Annotated in this window: 10 protein-coding genes; 8 read left to right on the top strand and 2 right to left on the bottom strand. The window is 64.1% G+C overall.

Going from position 1 to position 17,833, the window contains the following annotated elements; genetic code table 11:
* Positions 1-34: 34 nt before the first annotated feature.
* The 4 genes from P5205_15800 to P5205_15785 are packed head-to-tail and all read left to right on the top strand — an operon-like array spanning position 35 to position 7,967.
* The gene (locus P5205_15800; GenBank protein HSA11825.1) at positions 35-1,699 is read left to right on the top strand and encodes a hypothetical protein; all 1,665 of its coding nucleotides are present in this window, start codon (positions 35-37) and stop codon (positions 1,697-1,699) included.
* Positions 1,700-1,732: 33 nt separating this feature from the next.
* Positions 1,733-5,632 (top strand): hypothetical protein, encoded by a 3,900-nt coding sequence (locus P5205_15795; protein ID HSA11824.1) that lies wholly within the window; start codon positions 1,733-1,735, stop codon positions 5,630-5,632.
* Between the two features lie 38 nt (positions 5,633-5,670).
* On the top strand, positions 5,671-7,149 hold the full coding sequence (locus P5205_15790) for a beta-galactosidase (GenBank protein HSA11823.1): 1,479 nt from the start codon (positions 5,671-5,673) through the stop codon (positions 7,147-7,149).
* Positions 7,150-7,163: 14 nt separating this feature from the next.
* Complete coding sequence (locus tag P5205_15785) at positions 7,164-7,967, top strand: alpha-galactosidase (GenBank protein HSA11822.1); 804 nt, start codon at positions 7,164-7,166, stop codon at positions 7,965-7,967.
* A 91-nt stretch (positions 7,968-8,058) separates the two neighbouring features.
* Here the strand turns inward: P5205_15785 and P5205_15780 are convergent, their stop codons facing one another.
* Entirely contained in the window at positions 8,059-10,224 is a 2,166-nt protein-coding gene (locus P5205_15780) for a DUF6259 domain-containing protein (GenBank protein ID HSA11821.1), read from the bottom strand.
* Between the two features lie 180 nt (positions 10,225-10,404).
* On the opposite strand from P5205_15780, the gene P5205_15775 reads away from it, so the two are divergent.
* Complete coding sequence (locus tag P5205_15775) at positions 10,405-12,288, top strand: glycoside hydrolase family 97 catalytic domain-containing protein (protein HSA11820.1); 1,884 nt, start codon at positions 10,405-10,407, stop codon at positions 12,286-12,288.
* Positions 12,289-12,332: 44 nt separating this feature from the next.
* On the opposite strand, the gene P5205_15770 is transcribed toward P5205_15775, so the two are convergent.
* Positions 12,333-13,472, bottom strand: coding sequence for a DNA-binding transcriptional regulator (locus tag P5205_15770; GenBank protein ID HSA11819.1), 1,140 nt, complete (start codon positions 13,470-13,472; stop codon positions 12,333-12,335).
* Positions 13,473-13,569: 97 nt separating this feature from the next.
* Between P5205_15770 and P5205_15765 the strand changes: the two genes are divergently transcribed.
* Genes P5205_15765 through P5205_15755 form a run of 3 tightly spaced genes read left to right on the top strand, consistent with a single transcriptional unit; the run spans position 13,570 to position 17,833 of the window.
* Complete coding sequence (locus tag P5205_15765) at positions 13,570-14,343, top strand: SDR family oxidoreductase (protein ID HSA11818.1); 774 nt, start codon at positions 13,570-13,572, stop codon at positions 14,341-14,343.
* Entirely contained in the window at positions 14,340-15,617 is a 1,278-nt protein-coding gene (locus P5205_15760; protein ID HSA11817.1) for an MFS transporter, read from the top strand. The genes P5205_15765 and P5205_15760 overlap by 4 nt, the downstream gene beginning before the upstream one ends.
* Before the next feature lie 53 nt (positions 15,618-15,670).
* On the top strand, positions 15,671-17,833 hold the full coding sequence (locus P5205_15755) for a DUF6259 domain-containing protein (GenBank protein HSA11816.1): 2,163 nt from the start codon (positions 15,671-15,673) through the stop codon (positions 17,831-17,833).

Below are 17,833 nucleotides of genomic sequence, written 5' to 3'. Positions count from 1 at the left end.
CGTAAAGAGGCAAAGCTCTCGCGAAATTCTATGTTTGCTCCTTCTCGTGATGGGTGTTTGTTCCGCGCGCGCAGCCGACAAGAAGTTCATCGAGCTCGGCTGGGATATGCCGGACACAACCTTCCTGCGCGCGCATTGGCGCGAAATGGAAAAGGAGGGTCCGTTTGACGGAGTTATCTTCCGCGTTGAGGCAGCGACCGAGGATGGGCGGAAGGTGAGTACGCAGGCCGGCTGGAACCGCGAGCGGTGGAAGCAGGAATGGTTCAATGCGGCGCTGGCCGATCTCAAGGCCTGCCGGTTTGCCAAGTACACTCACAACTTCGTTCAATTCAACGCGACGCCGAAAATCATCGCGTGGGATGACGACGAAGGCTGGAGCGCGCTCGAAGAAAAGCTGCGTATCTGCGCCTGGCTGGCGCGCGCGGGCGGCGCGAAAGGCGTGGCGCCCGACTTCGAGCCCTACGGCGACAATCAGTGGAAATTCGATCCGGCCCAGCACCGCGCGTTTGCCGCAACCACGGCGCTGGCGCGCCAGCGCGGCGCGCAATTCATCCGTGGTATCGCGGCGGAAATGCCGCGCGCGACCATTCTCGCGTTGTTTCTTAATAGCGTCGTGCTGGGCGCCGGCCGCTCGGACGATCCGGCTGGCATGCTCGCCCGCGAGCACTACGGCCTGCTGCCGGCTTTCTTCAACGGGATGCTCGACGCCGCGCCGCCGGGCATGGTCATCGTGGATGGCTGCGAGAATGGCTACTACCTGGACAGCGTCGAGGCGTATCAGCGCGCGGCGCTCGACATCCGTTCGTGGACCGGTCCCGCGATCAAGCTGGTGGCGCCGGAGAATCACGCGAAATACCGGCAGCACGTCCAGGCCGGATTCGGGTTTTACCTCGACATGTTCGAGAACGAGCCGGGTCACAGGTACTACCGCCCGCCGCTCGACGGCTCGCGTCTCAAGCGGCTGTCGCGGAATCTGCGCGCGGCGCGCGATGCGGCGGACGAATACATTTGGATTTACGGCGAGCAATGCCGCTGGTGGAGCGGACTCGCGAAAGACAAGCCATGGCGCGAGGAACAACTGAGGAAGACTGCCGGCAAGGGCCGAACGTGGGAGGAGGCGCTACCCGGCATCACGCGCGTCATCGAGTGGGCGCGCGACGCAAACGCAGCGGCCCGCGGGGAAATCGCCGCGCTGAAGAAGCGCGGCGCGGCGACAAATCTCGCGGTGAACGCGGATTTCCGGGATAAACCGAAAGGCGGCGCCACCCTGCCGCCGGGCTGGTCGGTGTGGCAGGACGAAACGCATCCCACCGGGAAATTCACGTGGGATGAAACCGTCGGTAGCGGGGCGGCGCGGGCGGCGAAAGTCGCGTGGGGCTGTTTTATCCAAAAGGTTGCCGCCACGCCGGGCCAGGCTTTTCTCGTGAAAGCCGGCTGCCGCGCGGAAGGCGCCACAGCTCCAGGGCTGACCATCCGGTGGCAAACGAGCGACAACAGATGGACGCACGAAGCAGATGACCGCCCGTTCACGTTCCAGCCCAGCGTGGGTGACTGGAAGATCGCCTGTGGCGTCGTCACGGTCCCGCCCGAAGCGGGCCAACTCGTCGTGCTGCTCGATGTCCGCGGCCAGATGACCGACGAGGATGTTTGCTGGTTTGACAATGTCGAAGTTTACCGGCTGGAAGCCGCTACTTTCTGAGGGCGGCATCAATGACATGCCGACCGAACCAAAATGAAACGAATATTGCTGACCTCGCTGATTGTCCTGGGTCTGCTCATGCCGTTGCGCGCTGCGCCGGCGCCCGACCCCTCGCTGCTGCTCTGGTTACCGCTGGACGAAGGCGCCGGCACGCTGGCGGTTGACCGCTCGCCGCACCAGATCGAAGCCGAACTCACCAATGTCCGATGGGCGAGTGGAGCCTTCGGCGCTGCCGCCCATTTCGGCGGCACGAATGCCTTCATTGAGCTTCCACCCATTCCTTCTCTAAACGGCGCAACGCAATGCACCATCTCGGTCTGGGCGGCGTGGGAAGGCACGGGACGCTATCCCAATCTGCTCACCACGCATAACTGGAGTCCCGGCGGCCTGATGCTATTTGTGAGCGACAACGCCTGTTCGTTTCGCATGGGCCGTCCCGGCCATCGCGCGGGGGTGCCCGGCAACGCCTGGGCAGAAACCAGCGTTTCGTTGCTCAGCTCGCTCCCGCTGCGGCAGTGGTTTCACCTTTGCGTTGTGTTCGCTCTGCCAAGCATCACCTGCTACGTGAACGGCAAACCTGTTGACCAGAGAACCTGGCCCTATCCGGTCGAGGCGGACGGCCTTCGCATCGGCGGCTGGTCCGGCCCGGTTTCCCACCATGGCCTTATCAGCGACGTGCGCATCTATGGACGCGCGCTCACGGCGCGGGAAGTGGCCATTCTCGCGCAAGATCCCGCGCGTGCCAGCGCCGATTACACGCTGGTGGATGAGTCCACGGACACGCCGCCGCTCGCCGCGACGTTCGAGAATCGCCGCGCGACGCTGGCGATTGATGTGCGGGGCCGGATCGTCTCCCTTCGCAGCAAGGCGTCGGGCCGCGAGTTGGTGGCCCGCTCGCAGGAGCTGGTTTCCGCTCGGTTAAAGGATGGACGCCGGATCACCGCTCGCGAAGCCTCGTTCAGCAACGGTGCTCTGACCTTTAAGTTTCCGCGAGGACAGGGTGCGGCGGTGCTGGCGGTGGACACGCGGGATGACTTCTTCACGTTCGCGATTCGTTCATTGAGCGTGTCCAATGTAAGCGCCCTCACATTCTTTAACCTGCCGGTGACAGTCGCAAAGTACTGCGGCGGCATGGCCAACATGCTTTCGGACGACGCGGACGCCGTCTGCCTGCGCGGGTATGACCTGCCAGTCGAAATGGCAGCGGACGGCACCCCCGCCGGGTTGCGGGTGTGGACCACGCTGGAACACGGCCTGACCGGGTGGCGCGCCGGTCTCGCGGCCGGCCCAAAGCCGGAGATGCCCGCGATGCTCCGGGCCATGGCCACGGAAGCCGGGGTGCCCGTCTCGAAGTTGGGCGGGCCTTGGTCACTCGGCGCGGAGGCAAACCGCGGCTCCTACCTGTTCGCCGACCTCTCGCTCGCCTCCGTGGACGACTGGATCGAGCTCGCTCGGCGCGGCGGGTTTACCCACATTCACCTGCACGGCTGGTGGGAAACGCTTGGCCATTACGGGGTCAATACGAACCTCTTTCCGGATGGCCTCGCCGACATGAAAGCCGCCGTGGCCCGCATCCACGCGGCGGGCTTGAAAGCCGGCATCCACACACTCACCGCCTGCATTGATCCGCGCGATGCCTGGGTGACGCCTGAAACCAGTCCGCACCTGATTGCCTCTGCGTCCTATACGCTCGCGCGGCCCATGACGCCAGCCGACACGGTGATCTATGTGAACGAAAAACCAGCCGCCCAGCACGATGTGGTCTTCACTTACATGGGCAACGGCAATGCGATTCGCATCGGCACGGAGATCGTGCAATACGGCGAAGTCGTTTCGGTGCCTCCCTACGCGTTCGCCAAATGCCTGCGCGGCGCGTTCAAGACCCGCCCGGCGGCGCACGCAGCGGGCGACCGCGCCGATTACCTGCAACAGCGCTACATCGCATTCTATCCCGAAGCCGGGTCGCCGCTGGCCGATGAGCTGGCGGACCAAATCGCCAATGTCTTCAACACCTGCCAACTCGACCAGATCTACTTCGACGGCTCCGAGGGCATGATGAGCCGCTACGGCATTGACTTCATGCGGCACGCGATCTTCAAGCGGCTGCGCGGCGAGGTGCTGGTCGAGGCCAGCGAATGGGGCGCGCACAACTGGTGGTTCCACTCACGGCTAGGCGCGTGGGACCATCCGGTGTGGGCGGCCAAGCGGTTTCACGACCTGCACATCGCCTCGACCGCGAAATTCCGCGACTCCAATTTGCTCGAGCCGCAGATGGGCTGGTGGGCGCCGCGTCAACCGAGCGCGCAAGCCCGCGGCCATTTCGTGGACGAAATGGAGTATTTCGGAGCCAAGAATCTCGGCCTCGACTCCGCGATGGCAATCCAGGGCGTGAACGTGTCGCGTCAGCCGCTTGGCTTCCATATGGAAAAGCAGTTCACCGTCCTGGGCTGGTACGAGCAACTGCGGCTGGCGCGCTACTTTGACGCCCAGACCATCGCACGCGTGGCTGTGCCCGGCGATGAGTTCCGCCTGCGACAGGACCGCGACGGCGATTGGAGGTTCACGCCCGTCAAAATGTCCTCCCACCGCATTAGCTCCCTGGGCAACGGCTCCGAGCGCTGGACAAGCCGGAATCCGTTCGGGGAGCAGCCGGTGGCCGCCCGCATCGAGGCGCTCTACTCGGTGGCTCCCTATGACAGTCCCAAACGCGTCTGCGTAACGGAGTACGCCGATCTGGCCGCATTCCAGCAGACGACCAGTTCGGGGGCGGTGACGCTGAGCCTGGAGCAAGCGACCGGCGAGACACGCGGCGGCGGCCGCAACCTGCGCCTGCGCGCCGAAAACAAGAACGCGGCGCGCCGCGGCGCCTGGGCCAGGGCAGCGCTTTCCTTCCCGGCCCCTTACCGAAGTCTCTCCGGCGCCGGCGCGCTGGGCGTGTGGGTCAAAGGCGACGGCAAAAGCGCGCTGTTGAATCTCCAGTTCGGAACCCCGCGCGAATACATGCACGCGCTTTCCGACCACTATGTGACCCTCGATTTTATGGGCTGGCGTTATGTGGAACTCCTTGTGCGCGAGCGCGACGTGGAGCGGATGTCCGATTACCAGTGGCCTTACGGCGGCGCCTACGACATCTACCGCAATGAGCTGGACATGGCCCATATCTCCGGATTCAACCTCTACCTCAACGACCTGCCGGCGGGAGACAGCACGGAGGTAGTCATCGGCCCTGTCATGGCGCTTCCCATCATGCCGGCCGACCTGAAAACCCCGGTGCTCACCGTCAACGGCAGGAGGCTTGCCCTTCCCATCACGCTCAAGTCGGGGGATTACCTGGAAGTCGAGCCAGCCGGCGATTGCACGCATTACGACGCCAAAGGGGACCTGCTGGCGCTGGTTCGCCCCACTGCTGTCGAGGCCTGGCCGGTGCTGCGCGCCGGCGAAAACGCGCTTGCGTTCGACTGTGATAGGCCGGCCGGCGCCAGCGCGCGCGCCGAGGTCACCCTCATTGCGTCCGGCACGCCGTTCGGCACGCCCAATCCACCCTCCCGGATTGGCCGGAGGTGCCTGGCGCGCGAATATGAGATGCCTCGCTGGATCACCGCGCCGCAGGCCGCCACCAACGTCTGGGACGTGCTGGTCCGTCCGCGGGAAGAAGCCAGGCTTGAAATCGAACTCAGCGGCGGCATGGACAGACCCGTGCTGACCGTGAATGGGCACAAGCTCAGTTTCCCCATCGCGCTCAAGCCTGGCCACAAACTGACTTGCCGCGGGCAGCGTCATTGGGCAATCGTCGACGCGCAGCGCGCGCAAGTCGCGGAAGGCGACCTCGAGGCCGCACCGCCCATTTTGAACGAGGGATCGAATCGCGTTGCGTTCACCTGCGGGGCGCCGGATCGAGCCATGGTCAAGCTTGTCAAGGTGTACGAACCGTGAAGACCAGCACTAACCATGAGCACCGTATGAGAATGAGAATGAAGCAGAGCAGAACGTGGATAGTAACAGCAATGTTTGCGCTGACCGCCGCTTCAGCGCAGGTGATTGACACGTCAGAGACGCGGGTGCAGACCACCCTGGACCCCGGGCTCAAGCGAATCGGCACCATCACGCCGCGGAGCGTCGGCCAGATCGCCGGGCAGAACTGGTCGCTGGGCTGCGAGACGCTGGACCGCGGCTTCGCGAATTACGACTCCTACAAGGACTACCTGGTTCCGCTCGGCATTAAGAAAATCCGGCTCCAGGGCGGATGGGCCACGACCGAGCGCGAGAAAGGACGCTATGACTTCCGCTGGCTGGACCGGGTGATCGAGGACGCCCGCGGCCGGGGCCTGGAAATCCTCCTGGAGACTTCCTACGGCAATCCCATCTATCCGGACGGCGGCGGCCGAGGGCTGTCCGGCGGCTTCCCGAATTCCGAAGAGGCGTTGGCGGCGTGGGACAAGTGGGTCGAGACCATGGCCGCGCGCTACAAGGGAAAGGTGCGCGATTGGGGCATGTGGAATGAGCCGGACGGCAACAAGGCGCACACGCCCGAGATGACCGCCGACCTCAATATTCGCACCGCGGAGATCATCCGGCGCTTGATCCCGGACGCGCGGATTGCCGGCGCGGTGCTGTGCGGGCCCAAGCCGGATTGGGCGGAGGGGTGGCTGAAACGGGTCACCGCGCAAGAGAAGGCATCGCTGTTCACATGGTTCGTGTATCACGGTTACACCCGCAATCCTGACGAGGGCCACTACGAGAATGTCGAGAAGGTCAAGGCGCTGATCCAACAATACGCGCCGGCGATCAAGCTGTGGCAGGGCGAGGCCGGCGCGCAGTCGGAGTTTTGCCTGGGCGGCGCGTTGCGCAAGTATCCGTGGACGGAGCTGACGCAGGCCAAGTGGCAGACCCGGCGCATGCTGGGCGACCTGGGGCACGACGTCGAGTCGCTGGTCTTCTGCATCGCGGACCTGGACTACAACCGCTGGGAAGGCTACCGCCTCGGCGACATGGACCGCTATGGGCTGGTCAAAACCGATAAGGCCTACCGGGTGCTGAAGGTCAAGCTGGCCTACTACGCCGTGCAAAATGTGGTCGCCGTGTTCGACGACACACTGGAGCGGGTGCCGGATTATCCGTGCGAAATCCAGTGCGAGCAGGCGACGGCTTGGTATGCCTACAAGCACAGGCAAAGCGGCCAGCAGATGCTCGTCTTCTGGGACAAGAGCGGCGTGCCCTCCGACCGGAACGACACCGTGGCCGCCACGTTTACGATCACTAAGGGTTCATTCAGCGAGCCGGTCTGGGTGGACCTGATCACCGGCGGCATCTACGCTATCCCGGCGGATCGAATCGCTGTTGATGGTGGGAAGGTGGTCTTCAAGGACATCCCCGTTTATGACGCGCCGACGCTCATCACCGACAAGAGTATGCTGATGAAATCGGCCGACAAACCACAGGGAAAACTCTAACTCGAATCGTCAGTTTGCTCCTGCTTGCGGGCGCGCCCTTGGCCGTTCAGGCTGTCACTCCTTCAGCGGGCGAATTTGCTGCCTGCCGTCACTGGGCGGAACAGATGGTGGGCGCCGCCAAGCCCGCCCAAGCCGCCAGTCTGAAGGTTGTCTATGAGGACACCAACGACGGATTGTCTCGCGGGCGCTCGTGGCGGGGAACGCCGTTCCAGCTTGGCGACAAGACCTACACGCACGGCCTGGCCTTCAACTCCACCAAGCACATCCTCGTCCGGCTCGGCCAGCCTGGCAGCGCGTGGTGGGCCAATGTCGGCAATTGGGCGGTGAAGCAGGACCTTTACCCAGCCGGCTTCAAGCCGCTGAGCGATGCGCTACGGAAATCGGGCCGCGAATTGATGCTCTGGTTTGAGCCGGAGCGGGTGAGGAAGAATGCCCCCTGGCACCAAGGGCACGGCGATTGGCTCATAGATCCCGGCCAGGACAACCTCCTCTGGAACCTGGGCCGCCCCGAAGCGCGCATGTTCCTGACCGAGTTCCTTTCGTCGAGAGTGGATGAATTCGGACTCGGTTGTTACCGCCAGGATTTCAACATGGACCCGTTGCCTTACTGGCAGGCCGCCGACGCCCCCGACCGCCAGGGCATCACGGAAATCCCTTACATCGAAGGGCTGTATGCCTTCTGGGACGGCCTGCTGAAGCGGCATCCGGGACTGATTATTGACATGGTGTCACTGAACAGCCAGCGACGGGTCCGCGCCAGCCAGGCCGCAGGGGCCAACCTAACGGTAGCGCCGCGCGCGAAGCCCGACCAACCCTGAGGATAGCCGGCGTGGTGAAGGCCGGTAATGGGGAAATCTGGCGTGTCGCGCGTTATCTCAAACCAGAGAGAACCATGGATCGTGCTGTGGCCTACCACTTTAATTCCCACGCTTCCGCTTGGCGGGGCGGGAAAGTGACTGCACGATCAAAAACAGCCGGCCACTTCTCCCACTCGGTCTTGTGGCCGTCAGCGGTGCGCCGCTGCGCGCGGAGCATGCGCCCGCGAATGCCGTTTGCTGCCGCGTCGAATTGCACTCGATTGGGCACGGGCTTGTCGCCGACGTTGACGAAGAGCAGCACCATCCGCTTCTCTCTGGGCAGTTTCCAGGCTCCCGTCAGGACGGCTTCAGTAGTGACCCACCACTCACCCGACCACTGCCAATCGGCGCGCACGGTGGGAACGGAGTCCAGCAGCCGCGGGGGCCGGGCCATTTCGCCGGCGGAGAAGTAGCGGCTGAGCTGCGAGCGGAGCCGCGCCATTTCACGGAAGAAGCGGGCGTTCTCGGGCTCTTTCACCGCGCCGGGGTCAAGCCAGCCGAGTTGTTCGCCGAAGACCAGTTGTTGTCCGGCCTTCATGCGGAGGGCCAGGTCTTTAGTGGCGCCGCCGCGATAGGCGCGGCCAAACATCTGGATGGCGCCGCCGTAAATCGCCGGGAACGCGGGCACCTGTCCCGGGAACTGCCAATGCCAGGTCAGGTAACCGTCGAACCAGCGGATGAACGGCTCGGCGTTGCACTCGGTGGTCAGCGCGACCCCGGGCGGCATGACCTGGCGGATGGCCCCGAGCATCTTCCAGTAACTCCCGTTCCACCAGTGCCCCCCGCCAAGCGGGTGTCCGTGCGCGGGATTCTGGCAGAGTACGGGTGAAGCCGCCGCCACCTGGTCAATATAGACCGCGCTGGTCCCGCACTCGCTCAGCAGCCGCAGGACGATGTTGCTGACGGTATTCTGCCAGAGCGGGGTGGCGGGACACATCACACCCAGGCGCACCGGTTCGCCGTTTGTTTCCTTGCTGTTGTAGGTTTCGAGATAAGGCGAGCCATCGTCCCGCCTCGCAACAGCCGCGAGGGCGAGCCGGCTGAATTGAAAATCGTCGGCGCCACGATCGTGTGAATCCCACAACCGGCCGTTGATGTAGGGCATCACGAAAACGCCAACAGATTGCAGGTCGGCGACTCCCTGGTCGAAGCCCGCCCGGGTGGGAAAGTAATGCGGATAGTCGTTGTCGAAGGGAATCTGGTGCCAGTTATACCAGTGAAAGCCCAACGGCATACCGAGAAAGTCGCGGAACTGCTTTATGGCCGGCACACACTCATCCGGCGCGCCAAGGTTCATGGCCCAGACGTTCAAATCGCGCATCCAACGCGGCGTGTCCTTGCGGCCGTCGCGCGCCAGTCGCGGCCACCACTTCGCCTCGCGTTGCGCCCAATGCTTGTAGATCATCGCCGCATCGAACCAGTCGCCGCGCAGAAGTTGCCAGACGGCTTCGCCGGGCAGTACGAAGTCGTTTCCGGCCCGGCCCAGATCGGGCGCCGGGTGGTCGAAGCTCAACCTCATGGTGTGAGTGGTCGGTTCGCTTTTCACGGAGAGGTCCTTGGTGCTTCCCCACGGGTCATGGGTGGCCACATATAGCCCCGCCGGCCTGTCACCATCGCGGTAGGCAGCCATGAACTGCATGGAACACCAACCGTTGGGGTAGGTGCCTCCGAAGCCAAACGGCCGGTGCCAGACGCCGCGCTCCAAAACGCCCGGGCCGCGCGGGACAAGCACCACCGCGTTAGTACCCAGGTCGGCCAGGGCGACTTGCGGGAACACAGTGCGTCGGACACTCCAGTTGGTGCTGGTGTTACCCACGCGCAACTTCCAGCGGAAGGCGCCGGTGCGGATCTCAGGTGAGACTTCAGCTGTGACTGAGAGGCCGGCCAGGCCCTTTTCCAGGGGCAACGACCAGTGCATTTTGAGGCGCGAACCGTGCGGCTGGATGCTGCATTGGCTCCAGCCGGTATCAGCCCTCAGGTTAAGGCGATTGGTGGAGCCCGCCCGCTGCAGTGTGAGCGAGAACAGGGGAAGCGGATTCGTGGTGAGCAGGTCCTGGCCGTACTTCCTGTCGAGCAAGCGGTCAATCCGAATGCCACCGGCGCCGCTGAGCAGCGTGAGCTGCAGTTCCCCGGCCATCACCCGCGTGAGTTGTTCACCCGCGACCGACGCACAAAGCCCTGATTGTGAAGTGATGAGCAGCAGGAGCAGCTGTGACAAGGCCTGTATTCGCCTTTGGTTCATGAGCGGACAATAAGCCTCGCGGGGAGACAAGGCACGATGCAAAATGTCACATCAGAGGCGCAGGCCGAAATTCAAGGCCAAGAGCAGGCGTTTCGAGTTGCGCGCGGGTTTGACTTCGGGTAGAGACGATGGTCGTCGGACAGCTTCAAAATCCCTATGCGAAATCATTTTGCTCTTTGGCTCGCCGCAACCCTGGTGGTGTCGGCGCATGCTCAGGTTATCGTGCACAGCCCCAACGGCCAGATCCAAACCACAGTCGCGGCCGATGCCGGGCGGCTCACGTGGTCGGTCAATTTCAACGGCCGGCAGGTGCTGCCCCCGTCTCCGCTCGGCGTGACGGTGGACGGCGCGACGTATGGCCTGGCGGATGAACTGGGCAAAGTGGTAACCCGCTCCGTTACAGAGAAATTCCATTGGCGCGGGGCCAAGTCCGAGATCAAGCTGCGCGGTAAACAAGCGCAAGTGGCGGTGCTTAACCGTGCCGGCGGCTGGCAACTTGAATTCCGCTGCTTTGACAATGCGGTGGCCTGGCGCGCTACCCTGCCCGGCAGCGGTGCGCGGCGGGTGACCGGTGAGGCCACCGCTTGGGTCCTGCCGAAGGGAACGGCGGCTTGGTGCAATCCCGATACCGCCAATTACGAAGGCATTCACGAGCGCTGGGCGGTGAATAAGGTCCCCAAGGGACGGTTTACCAATGGCATCGCAATGCCGGTCACGTTGGAGTTGCCCGGAGGCGGCTTCGCCGCGATAACGGAAGCCGACGTGATGGGTTACAGCGGCATGACTCTCGAACCGACCGGCGCCTGGCGTCTGACCTCTTCGTTTCGCGATGACCCGAAGGGCTGGACGATGAACGGCGAGATTCGAACGCCCTGGCGCGTCCTGATGGTGGCGGCGGACCTTAACGGATTAGTCAATTGCGATGTCGTCCCGGCCCTGTGCCCGCCTCCGGACCGCGCGCTGTTTCCGCGCGGAATCCGAACGGATTATCTTAAACCTGGCCGGTGCCTGTGGCAATGGTGGGCCTACGACTATCCCGGCACGCACTGGAGCAAGCAACAGTGGTTCGTCGACCAGGCGGCCGCCCTGAATTGTCAATACTACCTCGTGGATGAAGGCTGGGAGCACACGAACCAGGAATGGGTGGCCGAGGGTAAGACCGCCTGGCAACGCATGAAAGAGCTTTGCGATTATGCCGCCGTCAAAGGCGTCGGCATCTGGGTCTGGCGCGGCTGGACCCGGAGAGAAAAACGCCAGTGGCCGGGGCTGGAGACTCAGGAAAAGCGGGAGGACTTCTTCCGCCGCTGCGCCGAGGCGGGAGTGAAGGGGGCGAAGATTGATTTTATGGATAGCGAGTCGCACGACCGACTGGCCTTTTACGAGGACTGCCTGCGCACGGCGGCGAAGTACGAGATAATGGTTAACTTCCACGGCGCCAACAAGCCTGCCGGCGAAGCTCGGACTTGGCCCAACGAAATGACCCGCGAAGGCATCCGCGGTCTGGAATACAACAAGTGGAGCACCTTGCCCCCGGGGCACTACGCCACCCTGCCATTCACTCGTTTCGTGGCCGGTCACGGTGATTTCACCCCCACCACCTTCCAGGCCAAATGCCAGAAAGGCACCACCGTCGTCCAGCAGCTCGCCTGCGCCGTGGTGACCACCTCGCCCATCCTCTGCTGGGCCGACAAACCGGATTTGTACTTAGCCAGCCCGGTCGTCGATGTGATCCGGACCATGCCGGCGGTCTGGGACGAGACCCGAGTGCTGCCCGGCAGCCAAATCGGCGAGGTAGCCATCCTGGCCCGCCGCTGCGGCAAAGACTGGTATGTGGGCATGGTGAACGGCGAGACGGCGCGAACTTGCACGCTGGACTTCTCGTTCCTCGGCGGCGGCACGTTCAAGGCCGACTACTTCGCCGATGCGCCGGGCGGTAGCTCGCAATTCGCCATTGAGAGAAACGTGGAAGTTAAAGCCAGAACCTCCCGTGCCATCTCCCTCAGCCCGGGTGGCGGCTTTGTCGCCCGCCTCCGCCGTTGAACCCGCTCGTTTGGACCAACGCTCAACAGCCCATCGGAGGCGCGTTAGAGCGTCCTCAGGTCGTCTCGGTATTCGGAGGGCCAGCGGCCGGAGTGTTGACGGAAGGCGCGGCTGAACGAGGCGGCGGTCCCGTAACCGCATCCGCGAGCCACCTCCGCAATCCCCCGCGAGCTGTCGGCCAACAAGCTGCGGGCCATTTGCATTCGCACGCGGGCCAGTTCGGCGTGCACGGTCCGCCCCAGCACCCCAGCGAAGCGGCGATCCAGCGTGCGCCGTGAGACTGCAACCGCTTGCGCAACCTGTTCCACCCCGATGAGCTTGCCGGCCTGGGCGCGGATGAATTGGACGGCGGATTTCACCAGCGCGTCTTCGACGGCCACCAGATCGGTGGAGCCGCGCGTCACGACGCCAGCGGGTTGGACCTTGAGATGCGGCTGCCGGATTTTTTTGCCGACCATCGCGTTTGCCAGCATCCGCGCCGCCTCGAAGCCGAGGCGGGGCGTGGGCAGGCTGATGCTGGACAAGGTAGGCCAGCTCACGTCGCACATGAGCTCATCATTGCCGATGCCCAGGACCGCCACTTCATGGGGAACAGCCAGATGCGCCCACCGGCAGGCGGTCAATACGCGCTCGCCCAACTTATCGTCAAAGACCAGCAGCCCCACCGGTTTGGGCAACTGCTTCAACCAGCGCATCAGCGGCTCCAGGCGCGACTCGCCTTCACTGACCCGTTCGGAGAAGGCCGCCAGCGGACGGTTTTCCAGGCACGCGGCGAAGCCTGCCCGGCGCTGCTCCGACGCCGCCCGCTGCCGCACACCGCAATAGGCGAAGTTCTTGAGCCCCGCCTGGGCCAGATGCTCGGCCGCCAGGCGGCCGACGGCATGGTTATCCAGGCTAACGGTCATGGCGACCTCCAGCTCCCCGAGGGCGGTATCCACCAGGGGCACGCCCAGCTTCCGCGCCATCTGGAGCAGCCAGCGGTCGGCCACGTAGGCGATGATCCCGCCGGGGGCCAGGCGCGCCACTTCAGCCGCCGCCGATTCGCCGCCGTGCCGCACCAGCATCATGCGCCAGCCCAGGCGGCGCAGGTATTGCGCCACGCCATGCAGCCGGTTGCGCCCGGCACCGTCCCGCGTGTCAATGCAAACGGCGACCGCCCGGCGCGGCAGTGGTGCCCGTTTCATAAACCGGCAGGCTGCCTGTCCAAAATTGCAATAACAATGACGAAATAAGGCAATTGCGGCAAATGACCGGCGGGCCTAGACTGGGCCGCGTCATCCTATGCGCTTCAGCAAGAAGATAGTCCTGGTGACGGGGGCGGCCCGGAATACGGGTGTGGGCATTGCGGCGGCTTTCGCCGCGGAAGGAGCAACCGTCTATCTCAACAGCCGAACTCAGGAAGGGGTGGATCAGGCCGTGGACGCGCTGCGCCGGCGCGGTTTCAAGAAAGTCCGGGGCTTGCCGGGCGACGTGGGGGTGCCGAGCGACGTGGACGCGATGTTCCGTGAAATCTCCACGCGGAGCAAGCGGTTGGACGTACTGGTCAACAACGCGGCGCACCTGGGCGTGGGGCCGGACTTCCTGGAACTGGAGTTGGGGTACTTTGAGGCGGTGCTGCGGGTGAACCTGACGGGGGCATTCTACGTCTCGCAGCACGCCGCGCGGATGATGAAACGGCAGCGCGGCGGGGCGATCGTCCACATCGGCTCGAACGTTTCGACGCGGGCCATCCGGAAGCGTACTGCCTACCTGGCGAGCAAAGGCGGTGTGGACGCTTTGACGCTCTCGATGGCGACGGATCTCGGGCCTTATGGGATCCGGGTCAATACCGTGGCGCCGGGCTACATCCACACCGACCGCTGGGAGGTGCTGGCCCCAGCCAAGGCCAGGCGGCGCCGGGCCAACGTGCCTTTGGGCCGGGAAGCCAGCGCGGAGGAGGTAGCGCAGGCGGTGCTTTTCCTGGCTTCCGACCAAGCGTCGAGTATTACCGGGGCCAGGCTGGTGGTGGACGGCGGGTGTTCGGCGCAGCACATGCCCGCCGACGTTGACGTGTGAGCGGCGGGGTTGATCATGCCGGGGGCGCCGGACGCCGCCCGCGCTACAAGTGGGAGCTGCTGGCGCTGCTGTTCTGCGCCTTCTTCTTTCACCAGGGCGACCGAGCCATCTTCGGCGTCGTCCTGTCCGCCATCAAGGCCGACCTGCACCTGGCGGACAGCCAGCTTGGGTTGGTGGGCTCGGTGCTGTTCTTCACGCTGGCGATCATGATGCCGGTGGCGGGTTACTTGGGGGACGTGTGGAACCGGAAGAAGATCATCATCGGCTGCCTGCTGTTTTGGAGCGCGGCCACGATGTGTACCGGGCTGGCGGGCGGGCTGATCGCGCTGATTGCGTTCCGCAGCGTTGCCACCGCCGGAGGCGAGTCCTTCTACGCTCCGGCGGCCTATCCGCTGCTGGCCACATATCACACCCGGACCCGCGCCATCGCGCTGTCCATTCATCAATCTTCCCTCTACATTGGCGTGATGGTCAGCGGGTTTCTGGGTGGGTTCATCGCGGAACGCTGGGGCTGGCGCTCGGCCTTCTTCACCTTTGGCGGCGGCGGCATCGTGCTCGGCCTGATATTGATGTGGCGCCTGCTCGATGCCCCGGCTCCGGCGGCCTGCACGGACGCGGGACCGCGCGACTCGGTTTGGCAGGCCCTGGGCGTGCTGTTTCGCTCGCCGACCGCGCTGCTATTGACGGCGGGTTTTACCGCGATCGTCTTCGTCAATAACGCTTATGTGGTTTGGGCGCCGGTGTTCTTGCAGGAGCGGTTCCATCTCTCGCTGACCAAAGCCGGCGGATTCGCGATGTTCTATCATCACCTGGCGGCGTTGCTGGGTATTCTTATCGGCGGCTGGCTTTCGGATCGCGTGGCGGTGATGCGCCCGGTGTTCCGGCCCCAGATGATGGGCGCGACCATGCTGCTGGCCGTGCCGGTGATCTTCCTGATGGGGCAGGCGGGGACGCTGGTCGGGGCTTGCGCGGCCATGGCGGGATTCGGCCTGTTCCGCGGCCTTTATGAAGCCAACACTCACGCGGCTCTGTTCCAGGTGATCGCCCCGCGACATCGTGCCTCGGCGGTAGGGATCATGACGATGCTGGCGTTCCTGGTCGGCTCGATTTCCCCCTGGCTGCTGGGGCGGCTGCGGGAATCGTACGCCGAGGGCCTCGGGTTGGGCTACGGTTTCTCCGCTTTGTCCGGCGCGTATTTGCTGGGAGGCCTGGCACTGCTGGTTGCGGTGCTGCTCACCTTCCAGCGCGACTACTACCGCGGGCCGGGAGCCTGAATTGGAATGACAGCCATCAACCGCCCAGTGTCCGCCGAAGCACTCAACTGACTATGAAGAGTAATCACCTGCTGCGATTCTTCCGCTCGAAAATGCGCCCGGTCCGCAAGCCGGCAGCGAGTCTCACTGCCGTCTTCATGGTCTGCGCGAGCGGCCTGTTCGGCGCTGAGCAACCTGCGGCAACGGCCCGGAGCAGCGGCCTGGAACGCATCGCCAACGAGCGCATCTATTTTTCGCTCTCGCCCGACGGGCGGAAGTTCGAGCTGGGGTTTGCCGACGAAGCGCCAACCATTGCTGGGGATCGGGGGTTGTTTGACATGATGGTCGGGGTGGGCCAGCGCCGCGAATGCGGCATCGCGCCGGAAGAACAGTCCGCCCGTGTGACCCGGGAAGACAAGACCCTGGTGGCGCGCTACGCCACGCTCCGCCATGCCGGCAAGGAACACAAAGCACAATTCGAGCTGCGCTTCACGCTCGACGGGAACGAGGTTGTCTGCGAGGCGCAGTTGAACAACCAATCCGACATTGTGATCGAGGAGTTCTGGTTTCCCTGGGTGGGGCCATTCCGCAGCTTGGGGCCGGACCAGGAAAGCGACACGCTTATTCTGCCGCACGGGCTGGGCCGCCGCATACAGAACCCGGCGGCCTATGTGGAAGAACAGCACACCCTCTACATGGCGCCCGACCAGAAGCGCGTTGTGGCCTGCTCCCATTACCCGGGCGGCACCATGACGATGGACTGGTTTGGGCTCTACGGCGGCGGCAAGGGGTTGGGCCTGCTTTCGGAGGACCCGAGTTTCCAGACCACAGGCTTGAATCTCGCGCGGGAAAGCGACACGGGGAGACTGTTCGCGGGGTTTGTTCGCTATCCATTCCTGGCCCGGGGAAGGTGGATCGCGCCACGCTCGGTCCTGCGCCTGCATCATGAAGACTGGCACGCCGACGCGCGCGCCTACCGGCGGTGGGCGGATTCAAGCTGGTGGAGCCAGACGCCCCGACCCGAGTGGGTGAACCAGATGCACGGCTGGCAGCGCATCATCATGAAGCACCAGTATGGCGAGGTCTTCCTGCGCTACAAGGACCTGGTGGATGTGTTCGAAGGCGGCCGGCCCTACGGGATCACCACGCTGATGGTCTTTGGCTGGTTCAAGGCCGGCATGGACAATGATTATCCGAACTACGAAGTGGCGGAGGACCTGGGCGGGGCGGCGGGGTTGCGCGAGGCGATTGCCGAGATCCAGCGCCGGGGCGGGCGGGTGATACTGTATGCCAACGGCCACCTGATTGACACCGCATCTGATTATTACACAACGACCGGCTCGCGCATTTGCCTCAAGACCGCCCAGGGAAGCGAGTATCGCGAAGCCTACAAGTTCGCGGGAGATGGCACTTACCTGCGCAACTTCGGCGCCCGGGACTTTGTCGCCGCGTGTCAGTCCACGCCTGAGTGGCGTGAGAAGCTGATCCAGATAGGGGAATACATGGCATCGTTCGGGCCCGATTGCCTGTTCTTCGACCAGATGGGCGGCCGGTTGCCTTATCTGTGCTTTGATAAGTCGCATCCGCATGCGGGACCGGGCCTGGCCCAAGGCCCGGGAAAGGACGCGATTCTGAAGGCAATGCGACAAGCGTTGATTGCCGGTCACCCGGGGCGCGCCTTTGGCACGGAAAAGGTCAGCGACTGCCTCGACCGGCACGTGGACTTTGTGCATGTCGCCGACTTTGGCGCCGCACAGACTCCGGAGGCGGCGCCGGAAGTGTTCGGCTACACCTTTCCGGAGATTCTGTTGAGCACACGCGGCATCCGGGATGAGCGCGACCACGAGAAGCGCATGAACTGGGGGTTCCTCTACGGCTGGCGGTTCGATGTCGAGATCTGGCGCTGCCGGGGCGACCTGCGCCAGGCGCCGAAGTATGGCGCCTACATGGCCAAACTGATTGCCCTGCGCAATCGCTGGCCCGACCTGCTGATGACGGGCCGGTTTGTGGATCAAGACTTCTGCCTGCCTCCTGCTTCGGGGGTATTGGCCAAAGGCTACACGGCGGGCAAACTCGCGGCGATTGTTGTCTGCAACCATTCGTCTCGCGCAAAAGCCTTCACCCCCAAGCTCATCCAACCGCTGCGCTTTGTCGAAGGCGCCACCCTGAACGGCAATTTCCAGCCGGGCGATAGCCTGCCCGCGCAGTCGGTGGCCGTATTGGTTTACGAACGGTAA

The organism is Candidatus Paceibacterota bacterium (assembly GCA_035452965.1).
In the GTDB taxonomy this organism is placed as follows: Bacteria; Verrucomicrobiota; Verrucomicrobiia; order Limisphaerales; family UBA8199; genus UBA8199.
The sequence above is the reverse complement of the archived record's forward strand: the minus strand, read 5'-3'. Positions and strand labels throughout refer to the sequence as shown.

What these genes read in the sequence shown, in the direction of transcription:
- P5205_15775 (HSA11820.1), top strand. Translation starts at nt 10,405, where the DNA reads ATGCGAAATCATTTTGCTCTTTGGCTCGCCGCAACCCTGGTGGTGTCG.
- P5205_15770 (HSA11819.1), bottom strand. Translation starts at nt 13,472, where the DNA reads ATGAAACGGGCACCACTGCCGCGCCGGGCGGTCGCCGTTTGCATTGAC.
- P5205_15755 (HSA11816.1), top strand. Translation starts at nt 15,671, where the DNA reads ATGAAGAGTAATCACCTGCTGCGATTCTTCCGCTCGAAAATGCGCCCG.
- P5205_15765 (HSA11818.1), top strand. Translation starts at nt 13,570, where the DNA reads ATGCGCTTCAGCAAGAAGATAGTCCTGGTGACGGGGGCGGCCCGGAAT.
- P5205_15790 (HSA11823.1), top strand. Translation starts at nt 5,671, where the DNA reads ATGAAGCAGAGCAGAACGTGGATAGTAACAGCAATGTTTGCGCTGACC.
- P5205_15795 (HSA11824.1), top strand. Translation starts at nt 1,733, where the DNA reads ATGAAACGAATATTGCTGACCTCGCTGATTGTCCTGGGTCTGCTCATG.